Genomic DNA, 16,998 nt, shown 5'->3' on the forward strand with positions numbered 1-16,998 from the left:
TTCGGACATCATGCCTACCTTCTCACCGGACGGCACTGAGATTTCATTTGTCTCTAATCGTGACGGCAACTACGAGATATACGTTATGAATGCCGACGGTACCGGCCAAACCAGACTCACCGATAATGATGTTTCGGACACATACCCGTCCTGGTTACTTGACGGGACCCAGATTAGTTTCAGCTCAATGCGTGACGGCAATAGCGAAATATATACTATGGATGCTAATGGATCTAATCCGGTCCGTCTGACGGATAACGATATCACCGATGAACAGCCTTTCTGGTGCCCAACGGGTAATGCCATAGTCTTCACCTCATGGGTTGACAGCACCCCGCAGGTAGTATTTATCGGCATGAGGGACTATGTGGGATACCAGGCACAGTTTACCGACAATCCCGAAGGGAACTGGAGCCGTGCTAACTGGACAATACCTGATACCCAAATATTCACCATTACTGCCTCAGCCGGCGCCAACGGTTCGATTGCGCCGTCGGGTGCGGTGACAGTTAGTTCGAGTGATAACCAGTCCTTTATCATAACCCCCGATACTGGATACCATGTCGCGAATGTGCTGGTGGATGGAACACCGGTGGGAGCGGTAACCAGCTATCACTTCACCAATGTCACTGCCAACCATACCATCAGCGCCACGTTTGCTGATGATACTACGGAGCCCTATACCATTACTGCCTCAGCCGGCGCCAACGGTTCGATAATGCCGTCGGGAGTGGTAGAGGTTAACCCGGGTGACAGCCAGACTTTCGCAATCGCTGCCGTAATCGGGTACCACGTAGCTGATGTGCTGGTGGATGGGGTATCAGTGGGAGCGGTGGGGAGCTATGACTTCGATAATGTTATGGCTAATCATACCATAGTGGTCAGTTTCGCCAGTAATGACTCATTAACAGAAATCCTGAAGAGTATAATCGAGGGAACCGATGACGGATATAGTACCAGCAGTTCGGGGGATTTCTCTGATAATGTTACCTGGTATGAAGCCGGCAGTCCTACCGAAAACGCAACTCATAATGCGTGGTTCCGATTCACAGATATCACTATTCCAGCCAATGCAATAATCGATGAAGCATTCCTGGAGACGATACATAGCAATTGGTATACAGGTACTTCTCTCAAGATTTTCGCTGAAGCAGCAGACAATCCATCTGCTCCAACCAGCGCGGATGACCACTCCAGTCGCGTACGTACGGCAACAGGGGTAGCCTGGACAAATGGCTATTCTGATATCACGTGGCACACAAGCCCCAACTTTGCCTCAGTTATCCAGGAGTTGGTATCCAGTTACAGTTATAACAACGGCGTAATCCAGATACTGGTCGATAATGATGGTAGTACCGCTGGAGCGGGGGCCGCAGGGTCTACTTTCGAACACACCGGTTTTGCTCCCAGACTCTATATTCGCTATCGTGTTGAACCGTCAGTGACTACTAATGCGGCTACCAGTGTAACCGCTTCCACTGCTATCATGAATGGTAATCTTACCTCGTTAGGCAATGCAAGCAGCGCGAATGTATACTTTGAATACGGCACTTCCACCAGCTATGGGGATACTGTCGCAGGAGCTCCTTCTTCTCTGACAAACATCGGGGCCTTTACTGCCAACCTGGCTGGACTTACTGCGGGAACGACTTACTTCTACCGCGCTAAGGTGGTTGGTACAGGGACCGCTTACGGGGCACAAGCAACCTTTACAACACCGTCAACTCCGCCGTCTGGTGGCGGTGGCGGCGGTGGTGGTAGCAGCAGTCTAACCAGCCTGAATTTGTCTGGAATGTCTGGATCTGCTCCAGTGCTAAACGCACAGGGTGAGGTTATATCGTCCAGCGTTTTAACTTCGACTGACGGACAGGCAAAGATTCTTATTCCTGCCGGTACCAAGATGCTCAGGAACGGTTCCGCGCTCAGTGCTATCACCTGCGCCCAGACCGCTTCACCACCGGAACCTCCTGCCGACAACATTATTGTCGCCGGGTATAATTTTGGACCTGACGGAGCCACGTTCAACCCACCAATTACTCTCACCCTGCACTTCAACATAGCAGATTTACCTGCCGGGACACTGCTCTCCGAGCTTCAGTTAGCTTTCTGGGACGGAACAACCTGGCAGATATTGAGCAATAGCCAGGTAGATGCGGCAACAGGACAGATTTCAGCACAGGTCAGTCACTTTACTCACTTTGCAATTCTCTCTGCTGTTCCTCCGGTAACACCTGCACCTGTTCCTACAGTTACCCCAACGGTCACTCCGACAACTGAACCTGCACCCACGCAACCAACCAAAACGCTAACTCCTTCAGAGCCATCCGCGGTTGTTCCGCCTGCGGAAGCCTCAATATCAGAGACTCCGCAACCGATAACCGGAAAATCACCTGCTCCATCCATCAATTTATGGGTGATCCTCGGAGTTATAGCTATTATCATAATCGGTATCTTAACGATTGCTAGTGCTCGGCAGATTAAACGCAGAAGGTCTCTGTAATACAAAATACAACAATTGGAGGCTAACATGTTGAAATTGCGAAGAATGACCAAGGTGGCGATACAGGTAATCCTGGTATTGGTAATGGTCCTTACCAATATCCAGATATTCGGTACACCAGACCAAGTATTTGCGGCGACCGCGCCATCACTGGGTACGGCAGAGAGTTTCGCGGTGCTCGGTGCCTCGACGGTAACAAACACCGGCTCAAGCGTTATTAACGGAGACCTGGGTCTCTCGCCAGGTACCTCGGTCACTGGCTTTCCGCCAGGAATCGTGGTACCCCCGGGAACAATGTACGTAGCTGATGCAGTTGCGCTTCAGGCTCAGATTGATGCCAACAACGCTTACATTGCTTTATCTGGTGAACCGTCTACTGTTGATTTGACCGGACAGGATCTGGGTGGCCTTACGCTCACGCCAGGTGTATACACTTTTTCGACGTCAGCCCAGTTGACTGGGACACTCACCCTTGATGCACAGAACGACCCCGATTCGGTGTTTATTTTTCAGATAGGAAGTACGCTCACGACCGCAAGCAACTCGTCTGTTGTCGTGATCAATGAACCTCCGGGTTTCTGCAACAAATATTGGCAGGTCGGCAGTTCAGCTACTCTCGGTACTGATACCGCTTTCCAGGGGAATATTATCGCTCTCACGAGCATTACTCTAAATAACGGTGCAACCCTGTATGGTAGAGCTTTGGCGCTAAATGGCGCAGTAACACTGGATAGTAACACCATCACTGTCCCTTCGTGCGAACAGCCGTCGATCGCCATAGAAAAGACGGCGGACACCGAGCTATCCAAGGTCGGAGACACCGTCAACTACACCATTACCGTCACCAACACCAGCGGAACCGGCACGCCTAACCTGGTGGGCAACGTGGTCGATGCCATGCTGGGTCTGGATGAGGCTATTGACCTGGCCGCCGGCGGAGTCGCGGTCTTCAACGGAACTTACGTCGTCCAGGACAGTGACCCCAATCCGCTGGTCAACACGGCCAATGTGACCGTGTCACCGACAGGATTCCCGGACATCCTGTTCGCCGAAGCCAGCTGGACGGTTGACCTCTTTCAGCCATCCATTACAATTGTAAAAACCGCCGATACCGATCTCGCCGAGGTCGGTGATAACGTTACCTACACCATCACCGTCACCAACACCAGCGAAACCGGTACGCCTAACCTGGTGGGCAACGTGGTCGACCCCATGCTGGGTCTGGATGAGGCTATCGACCTGGCCGCCGGCGGAAGCGCGGTCTTCAACGAAGCATACATCGTCCAGGCGGGAGACCCCAATCCGCTGGTCAACACAGCCACAGTGACCGTATCGCCGGTTGGCTTCCCGAATATCCTGGTCGCCGAAGACAGCTGGACGGTTAATCTCTCCCAGCCATCTTCCATCACGATTGAAAAGACCGCTGATACTGAACTCTCCAAGGTCGGTGATAACGTTACCTACACCATCACCGTCACCAACACCAGCGAAACCGGTACGCCTAACCTGGTGGGCAATATGGTCGACCCCATGCTGGGTATCGATGAAGCTATCGACCTGGCCGCCGGCGGAGTCGCGGTCTTCAACGGAACTTACATTGTCCAACAGGATGACCCTGATCCGTTGGTCAACACAGCCACAGTGACCGTATCTCCGGTTGGTTCCCCGGATATTCTGGTCGCCGAAGACAGCTGGACGGTCAATCTCTTCCAGCCAAGCTTCACCATAGAGGTGACTGGCGACGACACAGCCATGGTTGGCGATAACGTTACCTATAATTTCACCGTCACCAATACCAGTTCGGCTGATAGCCCTGTACTCAATCAGTTGAGTGTCATCGATAGCCTGCTGGGCGACATCACCGCACAGGCAGCTGCCGCTTGCTCCTCCGTGCTGGAACTTGGTGAAGTGACCTCCTTCAGCATTGACTACGTCGTCTTACCCGGTGATCTTAACCCACTGGAGTCGACCGTTACCGCCACTTACCAGGTGGCAGGGTTCCCGAATATCCTGGTCGCCGAAGACAGCTGGACGGTTAATCTACTCCTGCCGTCCATCTCTATCGTAAAGACGGTGAGTCCGGCAACTTACACCAATGTTGGTGATATACTTACTTACACCTTGGTTGCAACCAATGATGGTCATGTCACCCTGACCGATGTTTCCATCAGCGATCCGGGACTCACCATTACCGGATCCACTCCGGCACAGCCGGCGACGCTAGAGCCGGGTGCCACATTGACAGTAACGGGCACCCGTACCGTCACCCAGGGCGACCTTGATAGCTGCTCAATCGTGAATACCGCCACCGCCTCGGGTATCACACCTACTGGCGAGTCCGTTTGCGCCACTGCCAGCGTTACAGCCACCTACACACCGCCGCAACAGGAATCCGAGCCTGCAGTCCTTTCGGGTGGTGGGGGGGAGGAATCGCCCCCGCCTCCGGTGATTACGTCGCTGACCATCACCGGGCTTAGTTCCACTTCAGGATTAACAGTAGACACATTGGGTATTGTGCAAGATACGGTTCGTCTCCACCTTGAAGACGGCAGCGGCACCCTGGACATACTTGAGAATACTAAGTTATCTGATGCTGACGGCAAAGCCCTGGCGGCCCTTTCAGCCATCGAGCTGGATACACTTCCCGTACCAGTACCCCCTGAAGCGGTATTAGCAATGGCCTATGAGTTTGGACCGGATGGGGCTCAATTTGATCCCGCTCTGATCTTGACACTGAAATACGATCCTGCAATATTGCCTGGTTTTGTGGATGGGAGTAAGGTAAATCTAGCTTTCTGGGATGGCTCAAGTTGGGTAATAGTAGAGAGTACGGTAGATACTGCAACTAATACCGTCACGGCTCAGATAGCCCATTTCAGTATATATGCCTTGTTTGTGGAGGTAGCTCCGGCCACATCTATTCCGTCAGAATCAAAGCCAACGGAAGATAATAATGTTACGGAAGCTACAGCGACTACTCAAGCAAAGACCTCGCCTGGGCCAAATGCATCACCTCCGGTAGCTGCTGATACACCCGTAGACACCGCGCCGGAGTCGACAACTCCAGTGTCCACACCAGAAACTAAACCGGCTTTGTCGACAACATGGTTATTATTGGGTGGAGCGGCGGTGGTAGTTCTAGGACTTGTCCTGGTCTCCGGATTAATTGTCGCCAGACGCAGGCAAGACTAAATAGCTTCTTGCTTCACACAATTAGAGAGGGGGGTTAAAAACCCCCCTCTCTTGTTTCTACGGCATGCGCAGACCTGAGCAGTGGAGAAGTCTATAACGGGTTGATAACACCGACCGTTTGCCAAAGGCAAGAGTGCCCATTGTGAAATGAAATCTAATAATCCGAAGAGCAAAACCCCACAGGCTGGGGCCAATGAGTGGTTGATAATTCCTGATGCTGGATCAAAGCGGAGGGCTTCTATAACAAGGCATAAGCATTCAGGTCAAGCGAAGGTTGAACTGTAAAGGCCAGGGGGCTATGCCCGTGGGTATCTACTGGCTCAACAGGTAAAGTGGTGCACCGAGTCTGAACAAAGCCGCTGTACCAAGTTGGTACTGTTGAGGTGCCTGATCAGGCACCTAACTCTGGCTCAGGCTTGTGGCTTCAAGGACAGGAGCGTTCTCATTTTTATTATTATTTGTATGATTATTCACGATGCCTGCCTGGGCTGCGATGATTGACGCGTGGACACGGCTGCGTGCCTGCAGTTTGTCAATGACGTTGCCGACGTGTTTCTTGGTAGTGTCCAGGGTGATACCCAGCGTTGCAGCGATTATCTTGTTCGATTCTCCGTTGCCCATTAGCCTGAGCACATCGACTTCCCTCTCGGTGAGGTGAGCCGCCTCAGCCGTGCGCTCGGCAAGCGTCTTCCGGCCATTCTGAAGCAGATTCTCCACGGCAGTGTGCAGCAATTCCGTGCTCATCTGGGTGCCGCCCTCTACCGCACGATGGATGCTTTGCAGCAACACTTGCGGAGACATATCCTTTAGGAAGATGTATCCCGCGGCACCCGCATGGATGGCGTCAATCACATAAGAATCATTGAGGTTCTCTGTCAGTACCAGGACAGCTACCTCAGGGAATTCATCCTTGATAAGCCTCGTAGCCTGTACACCATCCATGGTACCGTTCCGCGTTTCGGTCAACACCACGTTGACAGGCCGTCCCTTTTCACTTGCGCGCTTAATATGCTGAAGCGCTTGTTGCCCATCCGGAACATATCCCGTCACTTCAATCGTATCGTCTTTAGCCATGATAGCCTGCAGGCCCTCCTGGACAACCGGATTGAAATCAATCATCAGGATTCTCAGAGTCTCAGGGCTACGTTCTTTTATTGTCATCGCAGGAAACCTCCTTGGTATGCTTTGTTCAGCTCTTTCAGCTCAATTCTTAGCTACAAAGGGCATATTGCCTGGTTGTATTCGGGTATTAGCTGTAAAGAATACTCGCAAAAACCATGATACCCCTCTTTATATGATACTGTTTCTGAGTGGGGAGGGGAACTCGTTGAACTACGTGAAAAAGCACGTAAAAATACGAGATTTGGGGGATGAATGCTCAGTATCAGGTTTTCTCTTGCAAGATACCAGCGTTAGCGCAGTAGAGGAATAGATCTTGCTGGGTTTGTACCCCGAGCTTTCGCATTATATTGGAACGGTGGAACTCTACTGTGCGGGGACTGATGCCCAGGTCGACTGCGATTTCCTTGTTCTTATCACCCCGGGCAATCATTTGTAATACTTCATGCTCCCTAGCCGTTAGTATTAAAGAGGCACCGACCTGGTGTGGCACCGGCGTGATTTCCTTTATATATGAGTCTATGGCTTGCTCTGAGAGAGTCCGGCTCAGGTAGCGTTGTCCTGATACTGCCTGGCGGATGGCAGTGACCAGTTCATCTGCGCTGGCATCTTTCAGAACATAGGCTTTTGCCCCGGACCGCATCGCCTTGTGAACATATCCCGCCGTGCCATACATGGAGAGAATAACAACGATAGTTTCTGGCGCAACCCGTTTAACCTGCGATGTCAGTTCGAGACCATTCATACCTACCATGACCATATCGGATACCAGTACGTTTGGTCGCAGGCTCTCAATCAATCGTAGTGCTTCCTTAGCATTACTTGCTTCACCCACGACCTGAAAGTCGGGCTGTTCTCGCAGCAAAGCACTTAGACCCTGCCTCATGACCTTATGGTCGTCCGTAAGTACTATGGTTATCATTCTCTCCTGACCTGTTTATCCATCATTCATCCCGCTGTCTTGAAGGGGAATCTCCAGAACCAGGCGTGTTCCATGTCCCGGCGCGCTGTTGATGGTAAGCGAGCCTCCAAGAAGTCGAATGCGCTCGCGCATCCCTTCGATGCCGACCGAACTGGAAATAGACTGGTTCGTCGTGTCAAATCCTCTCCCTTTATCTTCTATTTTCAGGAGCAGAATCTCCTTGTCTACCTCGGCTTGTACCTTCACCCCATCCACCGCTGCATGACGTGAAACGTTGGTCAATGCCTCCTGCACCACTCGATACACCTGGTTGTTGACATATGGGCTGAACATCCGGTCAAATCCTTTGTGTTGGAAATGAACCTTGATTCCTGTCCTGTCGGTGTAGCGGTGAAAATACCAAACCAGCGCCGAAAGAAGACCCAGATCATCCAGCATCCTTGGGCGCAGGTCCAGGGATACCTGACGTACCTGCTCTAATATTTCGCTGGTCAGATCAGATAAACTGACCAAAGCCGCCCGAAATTCACCATCAGCCAGTCTTATTTGCCTGCCCAGCAAGAGCTTGAGAGCATTCAGCGACTGGCCAATCTCGTCATGCAGCTCTAGAGCCATGGCGCGGCGCTCCTCTTCCTGCACCTGTAACAGCCGCTGGGAGAGAGCTTTCAGACTTTCCTGAGCTCGTCTGTGTTCCGTGACGTCGTCATAAATACATTGGAACTCGGAGCGCCCGCCCCAAAAAACTTCAGCACGGTGTACTCTCAGATACCTTAGACTCCCATCCCCCCTTATTACGCATATATCATAGTTTTCGGGGCCGGTCACCCCTTGCTTTCGTTTCTCTTTCCTTTCCAGGTGTTCGGCATAACTTTCTGAACTGTAGCGCATACTCACCGGTGTGTTCTTCAACTCATCCAGGGTATTGTACCCATACATATCCAGCAGTGACCGGTTAGCATAGAGGGTTACTCCCCCAGCTGTGACGATCCGTATTCCTAGAGGAGAGTTCTCCATGGAATTACGGAAGTTTTGTTCCGATTGATGAAGTTCAGCAGTGCGTTCCCGGACGAGTTCCTCGAGATGCTCCTTATACTTGTTTAGTTCCCGTTCCGTATTCTTGCGCTCGGTAATATCCATCAAGGTGACGCGAACTCTCTCCTGTCCGGTTTTAATACTTACCATCTGAGCATCAAATGGTGTGCCATCCGCTTTCTGCATTTTGAGTTCAAGTGTCTGCCTACCTTCGTTCTCTATCACTTTCCGCCGGTAAAAGTGGAACGTCTGGGTTTCGTCAGGGTTAATGAATTTTGTAAAGCGGATTTTCAAGAGATGAGCTCTTGTTTCCATCAGTACCTGTGATACCGCCAGGTTGGCTTCGATTATGCGGTTATGCTCATCTAACGTCAAATAGCCTACCGGCGCAAAGTCATAAAGGTCAAGATAGAGGTCCCTCGCCCTTTCCGCCTCAACACGTGACCGGCGCAATTCTTCATTCTGGATTTCCAGCTCAACCTGGTGTACGGCAAGCTCGTGGGCCATCTTCACCAGGTCAGCCCGGTCCAGGCTGTCTATCCGGATCTCTTGTCCGGCCAGCCGCTCTTCTGCCAGCCGGCGTAGCCTCTTGTATTTACCTTCGCTCATTAGCTCTTTCTCTTCCGGACATCCTTTCCTTCAGTATAAGTCTCCAGTCCGGGACGGCTAGTGGCATCTTCCATGGCTAGTAAAATACTCTGCGTGGCGCCGGCTCCGTCATAAAAGCGGCGTGCGTTGAGCAACATCAACCGGTGGCCGACGCCGGGAAAATCGTGCTCTACCTGATACCCTTCAAAAACCCTGTCTTCCTTCAGTATGTTTTCTAGCAGTTCCTTTAATTTTGGGATGTCCCATTGGTGGTCACCCAGTTCATAAAGGAATTGCCCTTCGGTATTTTTCCGGGTCACGCCGAATGTCTGGTAAAAAGCACGGCTGGCTGAGATAACCTTCAACTTTTCATTGAGCACCAGCAACGGCTCCCGTACGGTATCGACAATGCCCTGGGCATAGGAAAAGGCAGCCTTCACCTGGTTGATATCGATGAAAGATGCCACCACTCCCTCAATAGAATTATCGCTCGTGCGATAAGGGTGAACCCTCATTGAGTACCAGCGTCCATCCTCGGTCTGGACATCTTGCTCAACCGGGACAAGTGTTTCCAGCACCCGGCGGGCTACCACAGACATCCCATCTGCCTTCAGGCGGGAAGATATGTCCTCAACCGGGCGGCCAACATCCGTGCTAATAAAGTTGAACAGCGTGGTGGCAGCCGGGGTGAAGCGCCGGATGCGTAGCTTTTCATCCAGGAAAATAGTAGCGATAGCCGTGCTGTTAAGCAGGTTACGCATATCATCGCTAACATCAGTGAGCTCTTCAATTTTCTTTTCGCGTTCGGTATTAACGGTTGTCAGCTCTTCATTGACTGACCTGAGCTCTTCACGTGAGGTTTCCAGTTCCTCGTTGGCGCTTCTAAGTTCTTCATTCGTGGACATGTATTCTTCATTAGCGCTCCGCAGCTCTTCATTGGCTGTCTCCAGTTCCTCGATAGTGCCGCGCAGGGTTTCCCGGGTAGTTTGAAGCTCTTGTTCCATCTCGCGGCGTTGTGCTTCGGTTAAAGTCTCTCCCTTTACCTTCCGTCGTCGAGGTCGGTGTAAGTCCTCGAAAGTAACTATCATACTGCCAGCCAACTTGCTCAGCGGGCGGACTTTCAGCTTCACGGACTGCGTTTCACCGTTATGCTTCACGCGGAGGCCTTCGCGGCATACCTCCTTTTGTTCCTGGGATGCTTCGTGAAGCGCCGTTGTCAGCGCCAAACGCAGGTCTGTATCAATCATTCCCAGCAAGTCACTGCTCGGATTGCCCTCCGGCAGATGCAGGTATTTGCCGGTATTGCCGTGGGTATATATTACCTTGTAATCACGGTTGACGATGATCGAAGGCGGCAAGGCTTCCAGGAGAATCTGCTCGGACGTTGGTCCCGCGGGAGGCTTGGCCACAGGCAACGGCAACGCAGAAGCATCCGTAATTTCCCCCAAAGCTGGTTGCCCGGTAAATATTGCGTGCGGCGCCCCCTGCTTATGGACTGGCCGGTAGATGCGCCACTTGCTGTCAACGGTGGTGAATAAATCAGGGGTCTCTCCAATCGTCTCCGCTGTTCCCAGGAAGAGGAGTCCCCCTTCGTTGAGGGAGTAATGCAAGCGCGGAATTATTTTCTTCTGCAAATCGGTATCGAAGTAGATGAGCAGGTTACGCACCGAGACGATATCCATACGGGAATACGGCGGATCAGACACCAGGTCGTGCACTGCGAAAATGAGTTTTTCCCTGATGTTTTTCTTGACATGGTAGGAAGCCCCTGACCGGGTAAAGAACTGTTCTAAGCGCTCCTCACCTACATCCGGAGCAATAGTCTCCGGGTAAAGGCCAGCCCGGGCAAAAGTTATAGTATCCGTATCCAGGTCGGTGCCAAAGATCTGGAGGTCATAACGCCGCTTTGACTCCTCGGCGTTTTCTACCAGTAACATGGCAAGTGAGTAGGCTTCCTCTCCGGTTGAGCACCCCGGTATCCATGCCCTTACTGAGCTTCCTTCCGGCTTTGCGCTGAGTATTTTGCCTATTTCTTTCTTGAGAGCGACAAAGGCTTCCCTGTCCCTGAAGAAAGCGGTCACATTGATGAGGAAGTCTTTCATCAGTTCCTCAATTTCGGATGGGTGTTCCTGCAGAAACCGGAGGTATTCTTCGCTTGTCTCAATCCGATTCACACTCATACGGCGCTCTATCCGGCGAGTGATGGATGATACTTTATAACCTGAAAAATCGCGCCCGGTCCTTGCCCGAACCAGGGACAGGATATTTCTCAAGCTGGTATCATCCTTTTCCATAGCTTCACGGGTCGCTTCTCGCTGCCGGCTTGACTTGCGCTGGTACTTTATCAGTTGATCGGCCATTACTTCAGGCTTCAAGACGTAGTCCGCCACACCGGCATCGATAGCTGCACGGGGCATTCCGTCATACTTTGCCGATTCCGGGTCCTGTACAATAACGAGACCATGCCTGGCTTTGACAGCTTTGGCGCCATCGGTCCCGTCACTTGCTGTGCCGGAGAGGATGATAGCGACAGCCTGTTCCCCTACATCTTCAGCAAGGGAGTGGAAAAATATATCGATGCCATGCGCTAGACTGGGGCGGACTGGTTGTAGCTGTAGCCAGAGAGTACGGTCTCTAATAATCATATCTTTGCCGGGAGGTATAACGTACACGTTGTCCGGTTCGACCCGGGTGTTTTCTGCCACCTCATGGACAGGTATGCTGGATACTCTGCCAAGCAACTCGGTCAACCGGCTGGGCTGAGAAGGAGCCAAGTGCTGGATGAGGACAAAAGCCATTCCGATATCGGCAGGCACCTTACCGAGAAAGTCGGTCAATGCTTCCAAGCCTCCGGCAGAAGCCCCAATGCCTACAACAAGGAAATCGTGGGGACTCTCCTTATTTTCAGGAGCCTGTACTGATTGAACATGGTCTAACCCGGCTTCTTTTTTAGTTCTCGCTGCTTTCCTGGCTGGCATTTATCCTCCTCCGGAGTTAGTCACCATTTGCTTCCCGCTGATTACCCCGGATTCTACTTGTTCAGGTTCGATTGCTTCTTTTGTATTATCTGACCTCAATCCGCACCTCAATTTAGTGATAGACATAGCCTAAATATATATCGTTTTAGCTATTTTACTCCCTCTCGAAAAATCAAGCAACCATTTCGATACACATAAGTAGTTGCGTATATACAAGACAATTTCCTTGCTGTTATCCTAGGTAAAGTGGTGTACATACTTACGCATATTACATCGCATGACAGGGAGTATAACGTAGCGTGAGTGAAGGATGGAAGGATGAAATGATCTGGAATTTTGATCCTGGAGAAAATAAAGGAGGATTCATGAAAAGGGTAATATTTTCCGGCAAACCAGGCAAAGCAATGCTTCATATTCTGACCGTGTTCGCATTGATTGGAGTATTTATCTTTGCCCCCGTAGCTGCGAATAACGTAGCTGCAGCTCCATTAACTGTACCCGTCAATATGATATATTACGGGTGGCATGATGCTACCGTTGACAACAATATAATTAGTGCCCAGCCTGAATATCTAGTCAGTAATAGCCCCGCCGGTCCGTGGAGAGGGAATGCCAGTATCAGCAAGTTTACCTCTGCCGGTATCAAGTACTTTGAGTATATCGACGGCGGTTACGAAGGTGCTGTGGCACAGGCTATTCCTAACGATCTGCAATCTAACCTGAACTACATTAATGCCGCGGCTGCGGCTGGCGCTTATGGAGTATTCCTGGACGAAGTGTCATCTTACCCGTCTGCCGCGTCACTTTACTATCTGAAGCAGATAGCCGACAGAGCCCATTCACTGGGACTGAAAGTGGTTTTCAATATCGGCGTCGATTCCTGGTCTGATTCATTAATGGATTACGCTGATTTCATCAACAGCTCTGAAATCTGGAACAATGCACCTTTGACCGCCAGCCAGAGCAAGTGGGCAAGCAGAACCTGGTTATTAACACAGAATGTAACCAGTGCAACTACGGCGGCTTATCTAACCAATGCCGCTATAAGCAAAGGAATAGACGCCCATTATGCAAGTACTACATACGGAGCTCTACCAACCTGGTTAGGAACCTACGTTGCTCAGATTATTCAGCCCTCAGTGGCTCCCGCTATTGCTACAGGGACGGCCACCGGTATAACTGTTAACGGCGCAACCCTCAATGGTACTCTTTCCAGTATGGGTTCCAGCAGCAGTGTCTCGGTTAGCTTTGACTGGGGTTTAACAACCAGCTATGGAAATACTACGGCAGCTAGCTCGATGGCTAACATCGGAGCATCCAGTGCTGCTATAACCAACCTGGCATCCAATACAACCTACCACTTTAGAGTGAAGGCAGTTGGCAGTTCAACGGTATATGGCAGTGATAATACTTTTCAGACTGCAACCGCAACTTCCGTTCCCGCTTCAGGGAATACGGCAGGCACAGTTATAGGTACCCCCGTAGCCACCGGCGGAGCAAGTGAATACAGCTTTAACCTCATGATCACCAGCACCACAGTCGCAGGTTTAACCGCGGGTCAGCAGGTATGGGTTGCGGCTACCACCACCGATTTTCCCAACCTGCTTACATCCGGGGCTACCTTAACGGGCGACCTGGATAAGTCTCTCGGCTGGTGGATTTTTAAGAGTACCGGCACGACTTCACCTCCTGTCGTAGACCTCGCTCCTATTGCGCCTGTGACCGGGAATACGGCAGGTACAGTTGTAGGTACACCTGTAGCCACCGGCGGTGCAAGTGAATACAGCTTTAACCTCATGATCACCAGCACCACAGTCGCAGGTCTAACCGCGGGTCAGCACGTATGGGTTGCGGCTACCACCACCGATTTTCCCAACCTGCTCACATCCGGGGCTACCTTAACAGGCGACCTGGATAAGTCTCTCGGCTGGTGGATAATGAAAAAGTGAAACATCCCTTAGATTGCATCAATGCTTTTCAATCCGGACGCATCTAATCTTAAGAGGGGCTATCTGAAGATTCGGATAGCCCCTCGACTCGCCACTGTACATTAATAAATAGTCAACAAGCAAGCGCTACTAAAAAGAGTATGAAAACAATGAGGATATCAAGGACATTTAGGAGGCTGACATGGATCCAGAAAAAAGAACACTGTGCAAGGCAGTAGAAGCGGAATTAATTGGTGCATCGGCATTTATGGAGGCTGAAGAACTATTGGACGGCGAAGGACCAGATTACTTTCGCGGCTTCATGCAGGGATACTCTCACTGTCTGCAATTGGCCGAAAAGTTCGATGCTCTCTATCAGTCTATCAGCAGTGAGGAGGAATTACAGTAACATCTTATGTTCGATGCCCTTGAGGTACCCACGTAGTTGGTGTCCTGGGCTGACTAGATAGCCAATCGCGTCTCACTTTTGCGAACTCGGTTGGTATTTTCCCGGAGACAACTTATATTGCCGCAGCAACTCTGCATATTCCTCAAGCCATGCCGGCAGATCATAGTATCCCAAACTAGAGTCGGTAATATAAGAATAAGCCAGCCCTTTTTGCCAGGCATTAACGGTCAGGTTGAAAGCATCCTGTGCTGTGTACCCCGGACTGAATCCGGTAACGCTAATCCGGTAGCCCCAATCAAGCTGGACTTTGCTAAGGTCCTGGCCATGCCAGTTCTCGCTAGAATGCATCAGGTCAAAGCCGCCTTTAGTAAAGAACCAGGGATCAAAGTTGTTCACCCCCACGTTACCCCAGGTGATCAGTCCAAAGCTATGCGCAAGGTCAGTAAGTTCTTTCAGATACGCTTTACCCTTTTCATCCGGGAAACTACTGATCTCATCAATAAATACACCATCCACACCATCAACCAGCGCCATGTCCTGAATCAACTTCCTGTTCATTTCCAGAGTGTACCATTTAGAATCGATGTTACCGCCGCTTTGGGTTCCTTCATAACCGGCCGTTATGTATCCGATAACCCTGATACCGGCCGCTTTGTATTTGGAGACATTGTGAAAGACATCTGACCTATGTCCGCCAATTTTGGCCCATAACCCCTGCGATGTGTTGATAACAAGATATTGAGGTCTGACGCCGAGGACAAGCGAGTCAGTTTTATCGAAAAGCGGTCCGTAGTGAAAGACGGCTAACGGTAAGGTGCTGATGGGCAGCCCCTTCAGCAACGGCGGGGTGACAGATAATACGCTGATAGTGATAGTTTGCGAGGTGGCTGATTGGCCGTCCGAAACGCTAAATATGACGTTATCGTAAGTACCGACTGATTTGGGGATAAAGGAGAAAACCCGCGTCGCGCTATTAAAGGTCGCTCCGGGAGGTAGATTTAATGCCGTGTAAGTCAGATTGTCATTTTCGGGGTTGTTTGCCCGTACAGTAAATTCAATAAGACTACCTTGAGATACAGTCTTATTGCCGATAGTCTCTAGAGCAGGAGACTGTTGTGTTACAGGCGCAGGAAATAAAGATAATACAGTTATGGAAACAGTTTCCGAGACAGTTACCTGTCCATCCGAAACGCTAAATATGACATCATCGTAAGTACCGACTGATTCGGGGACAAAGGAGAAAACCCGCGTCACGCTATTCAATGTTGCTCCAGGAGGTAGATTGGATGCCGTGTAAGTCAGATTGTCATTTTCGGAGTCGCTCGCCCGTACAGTAAATTTAATAAGACTACCTTGAGATACAGTCTTATTGCCGATAGTCTCTAGAACAGGCGAGAGGTTTATTGCAGGCACCGGCATAGGAGGTTGATTAACGGTTTTTTCTGTAACTTTGGTACCAGTATATATTAGCATTACCGTAAAAGTAAAAAGTATGATGCTGGTTAATATGGCACCCCGAATTAACTGATTCTCGCGATATTGCATAATAATATAGTAAGGGATCCAGCATTCCCCATTTTTAACAACGGGTTCGCATACTGTTAAGGATAACCCTCTTCCTTGTCCATCTGATTTTCTATGATGACTACCACCCGCACTTCATCATCCCTGATACATCTGCTTCAGGCTATACTACTCACGTCCCGTATGTCTATCCACAATCAAATGTACTGTCAACGGCAAGCCCTTTATTGCCGCCAGGCTATTCTGAATTCGCCCGCGGCTTGCAGTTAGAACCTAGCCAGAAGGCGCTGCGCGTATTGGACCAATACAGGTTCGTTGGAGATTTCTAGTACGAATTGTAAATCATTCTTTGCCAATTGAGTTCGTTGGGTTACGTAATAGGCAAGGGCGCGATTGTAATAGGCATTAGCGTATCCACTATCGAGTTTGATAGCCTGGGAATAGTCGGCAATTGCCAGGTCATACTTTTTGGTGCCACTGTAAGCGGAGCCGCGAGCGGTGTATACGGCTGCTTCCTCCAGCTTGAGTGAGATAGCCTGAGTAAAGTCGGCAACCGCCAGGTCATACTTTTTGGTGCCACTGTAAACGGAGCCGCGAGCGGTATATACGGCTGCATCCTCCGGCTCGAGTGAGATAGCCTGGGAATAGTCGGCAACCGCCAGGTCATATTTTTCGGTGCCGCTGTAAGCGGAGCCGCGAGCGGTATATACGGCTGCATCCTCCGGCTCGAGTGAGATAGCCTGAGTAAAGTCGGCAATTGCCAGGTCATACTTTTTGGTGCCACTGTAAGCGGAGCCGCGAGCGGT

At 50.7% G+C, this 16,998-nt stretch carries 10 protein-coding genes; 4 read left to right on the plus strand and 6 right to left on the minus strand.

The features are described from left to right. On the plus strand, nucleotides 1-2,500 hold a 2,500-nt coding region (locus Q8Q07_03775), incomplete at its 5' end, for a hypothetical protein (GenBank protein MDP3879409.1). Between the two features lie 27 nt (nucleotides 2,501-2,527). Further along, nucleotides 2,528-5,692: an ice-binding family protein gene (locus Q8Q07_03780; protein ID MDP3879410.1), complete on the plus strand. Its 3,165-nt coding sequence runs from the start codon at nucleotides 2,528-2,530 to the stop codon at nucleotides 5,690-5,692. 399 nt (nucleotides 5,693-6,091) lie between these two features. Here Q8Q07_03780 and Q8Q07_03785 read toward each other — a convergent pair whose 3' ends face one another. The 4 genes from Q8Q07_03785 to Q8Q07_03800 form a co-directional block, all read right to left on the minus strand. Continuing rightward, on the minus strand, nucleotides 6,092-6,853 hold the full coding sequence (locus Q8Q07_03785; protein MDP3879411.1) for a response regulator transcription factor: 762 nt from the start codon (nucleotides 6,851-6,853) through the stop codon (nucleotides 6,092-6,094). A 223-nt stretch (nucleotides 6,854-7,076) separates the two neighbouring features. Next, a complete protein-coding gene (locus Q8Q07_03790) occupies nucleotides 7,077-7,733 on the minus strand; it encodes a response regulator transcription factor (GenBank protein MDP3879412.1) in 657 nt (218 codons plus the stop codon). Between the two features lie 15 nt (nucleotides 7,734-7,748). Next, nucleotides 7,749-9,374 (minus strand): PAS domain S-box protein, encoded by a 1,626-nt coding sequence (locus Q8Q07_03795; GenBank protein ID MDP3879413.1) that lies wholly within the window; start codon nucleotides 9,372-9,374, stop codon nucleotides 7,749-7,751. Continuing rightward, entirely contained in the window at nucleotides 9,374-12,331 is a 2,958-nt protein-coding gene (locus tag Q8Q07_03800; protein ID MDP3879414.1) for a chemotaxis protein CheB, read from the minus strand. The genes Q8Q07_03795 and Q8Q07_03800 overlap by 1 nt, the downstream gene beginning before the upstream one ends. A gap of 365 nt (nucleotides 12,332-12,696) precedes the next feature. On the opposite strand from Q8Q07_03800, the gene Q8Q07_03805 reads away from it, so the two are divergent. Together Q8Q07_03805 and Q8Q07_03810 are read left to right on the plus strand one after the other, a co-directional pair. Further along, nucleotides 12,697-14,280 (plus strand): hypothetical protein, encoded by a 1,584-nt coding sequence (locus tag Q8Q07_03805; protein MDP3879415.1) that lies wholly within the window; start codon nucleotides 12,697-12,699, stop codon nucleotides 14,278-14,280. Between the two features lie 181 nt (nucleotides 14,281-14,461). Next, nucleotides 14,462-14,668, plus strand: coding sequence for a hypothetical protein (locus Q8Q07_03810; GenBank protein MDP3879416.1), 207 nt, complete (start codon nucleotides 14,462-14,464; stop codon nucleotides 14,666-14,668). A 72-nt stretch (nucleotides 14,669-14,740) separates the two neighbouring features. Here the strand turns inward: Q8Q07_03810 and Q8Q07_03815 are convergent, their stop codons facing one another. After that, nucleotides 14,741-16,213, minus strand: coding sequence for a putative Ig domain-containing protein (locus tag Q8Q07_03815; GenBank protein MDP3879417.1), 1,473 nt, complete (start codon nucleotides 16,211-16,213; stop codon nucleotides 14,741-14,743). A 245-nt stretch (nucleotides 16,214-16,458) separates the two neighbouring features. After that, on the minus strand, nucleotides 16,459-16,998 hold a 540-nt coding region (locus Q8Q07_03820; protein ID MDP3879418.1), incomplete at its 5' end, for a tetratricopeptide repeat protein.

Source organism: Dehalococcoidales bacterium (genome assembly GCA_030698765.1).
Lineage (GTDB): Bacteria > Chloroflexota > Dehalococcoidia > Dehalococcoidales > UBA2162 > JAUYMF01.

Excerpts from the sequence above, each read along its gene's own strand:
- Q8Q07_03810 (MDP3879416.1), top strand. The coding sequence starts at position 14,462 with ATGGATCCAGAAAAAAGAACACTGTGCAAGGCAGTAGAAGCGGAATTA.
- Q8Q07_03795 (MDP3879413.1), bottom strand. The coding sequence starts at position 9,374 with ATGAGCGAAGGTAAATACAAGAGGCTACGCCGGCTGGCAGAAGAGCGG.
- Q8Q07_03785 (MDP3879411.1), bottom strand. The coding sequence starts at position 6,853 with ATGACAATAAAAGAACGTAGCCCTGAGACTCTGAGAATCCTGATGATT.
- Q8Q07_03800 (MDP3879414.1), bottom strand. The coding sequence starts at position 12,331 with ATGCCAGCCAGGAAAGCAGCGAGAACTAAAAAAGAAGCCGGGTTAGAC.
- Q8Q07_03780 (MDP3879410.1), top strand. The coding sequence starts at position 2,528 with ATGTTGAAATTGCGAAGAATGACCAAGGTGGCGATACAGGTAATCCTG.
- Q8Q07_03790 (MDP3879412.1), bottom strand. The coding sequence starts at position 7,733 with ATGATAACCATAGTACTTACGGACGACCATAAGGTCATGAGGCAGGGT.
- Q8Q07_03815 (MDP3879417.1), bottom strand. The coding sequence starts at position 16,213 with ATGCAATATCGCGAGAATCAGTTAATTCGGGGTGCCATATTAACCAGC.
- Q8Q07_03805 (MDP3879415.1), top strand. The coding sequence starts at position 12,697 with ATGAAAAGGGTAATATTTTCCGGCAAACCAGGCAAAGCAATGCTTCAT.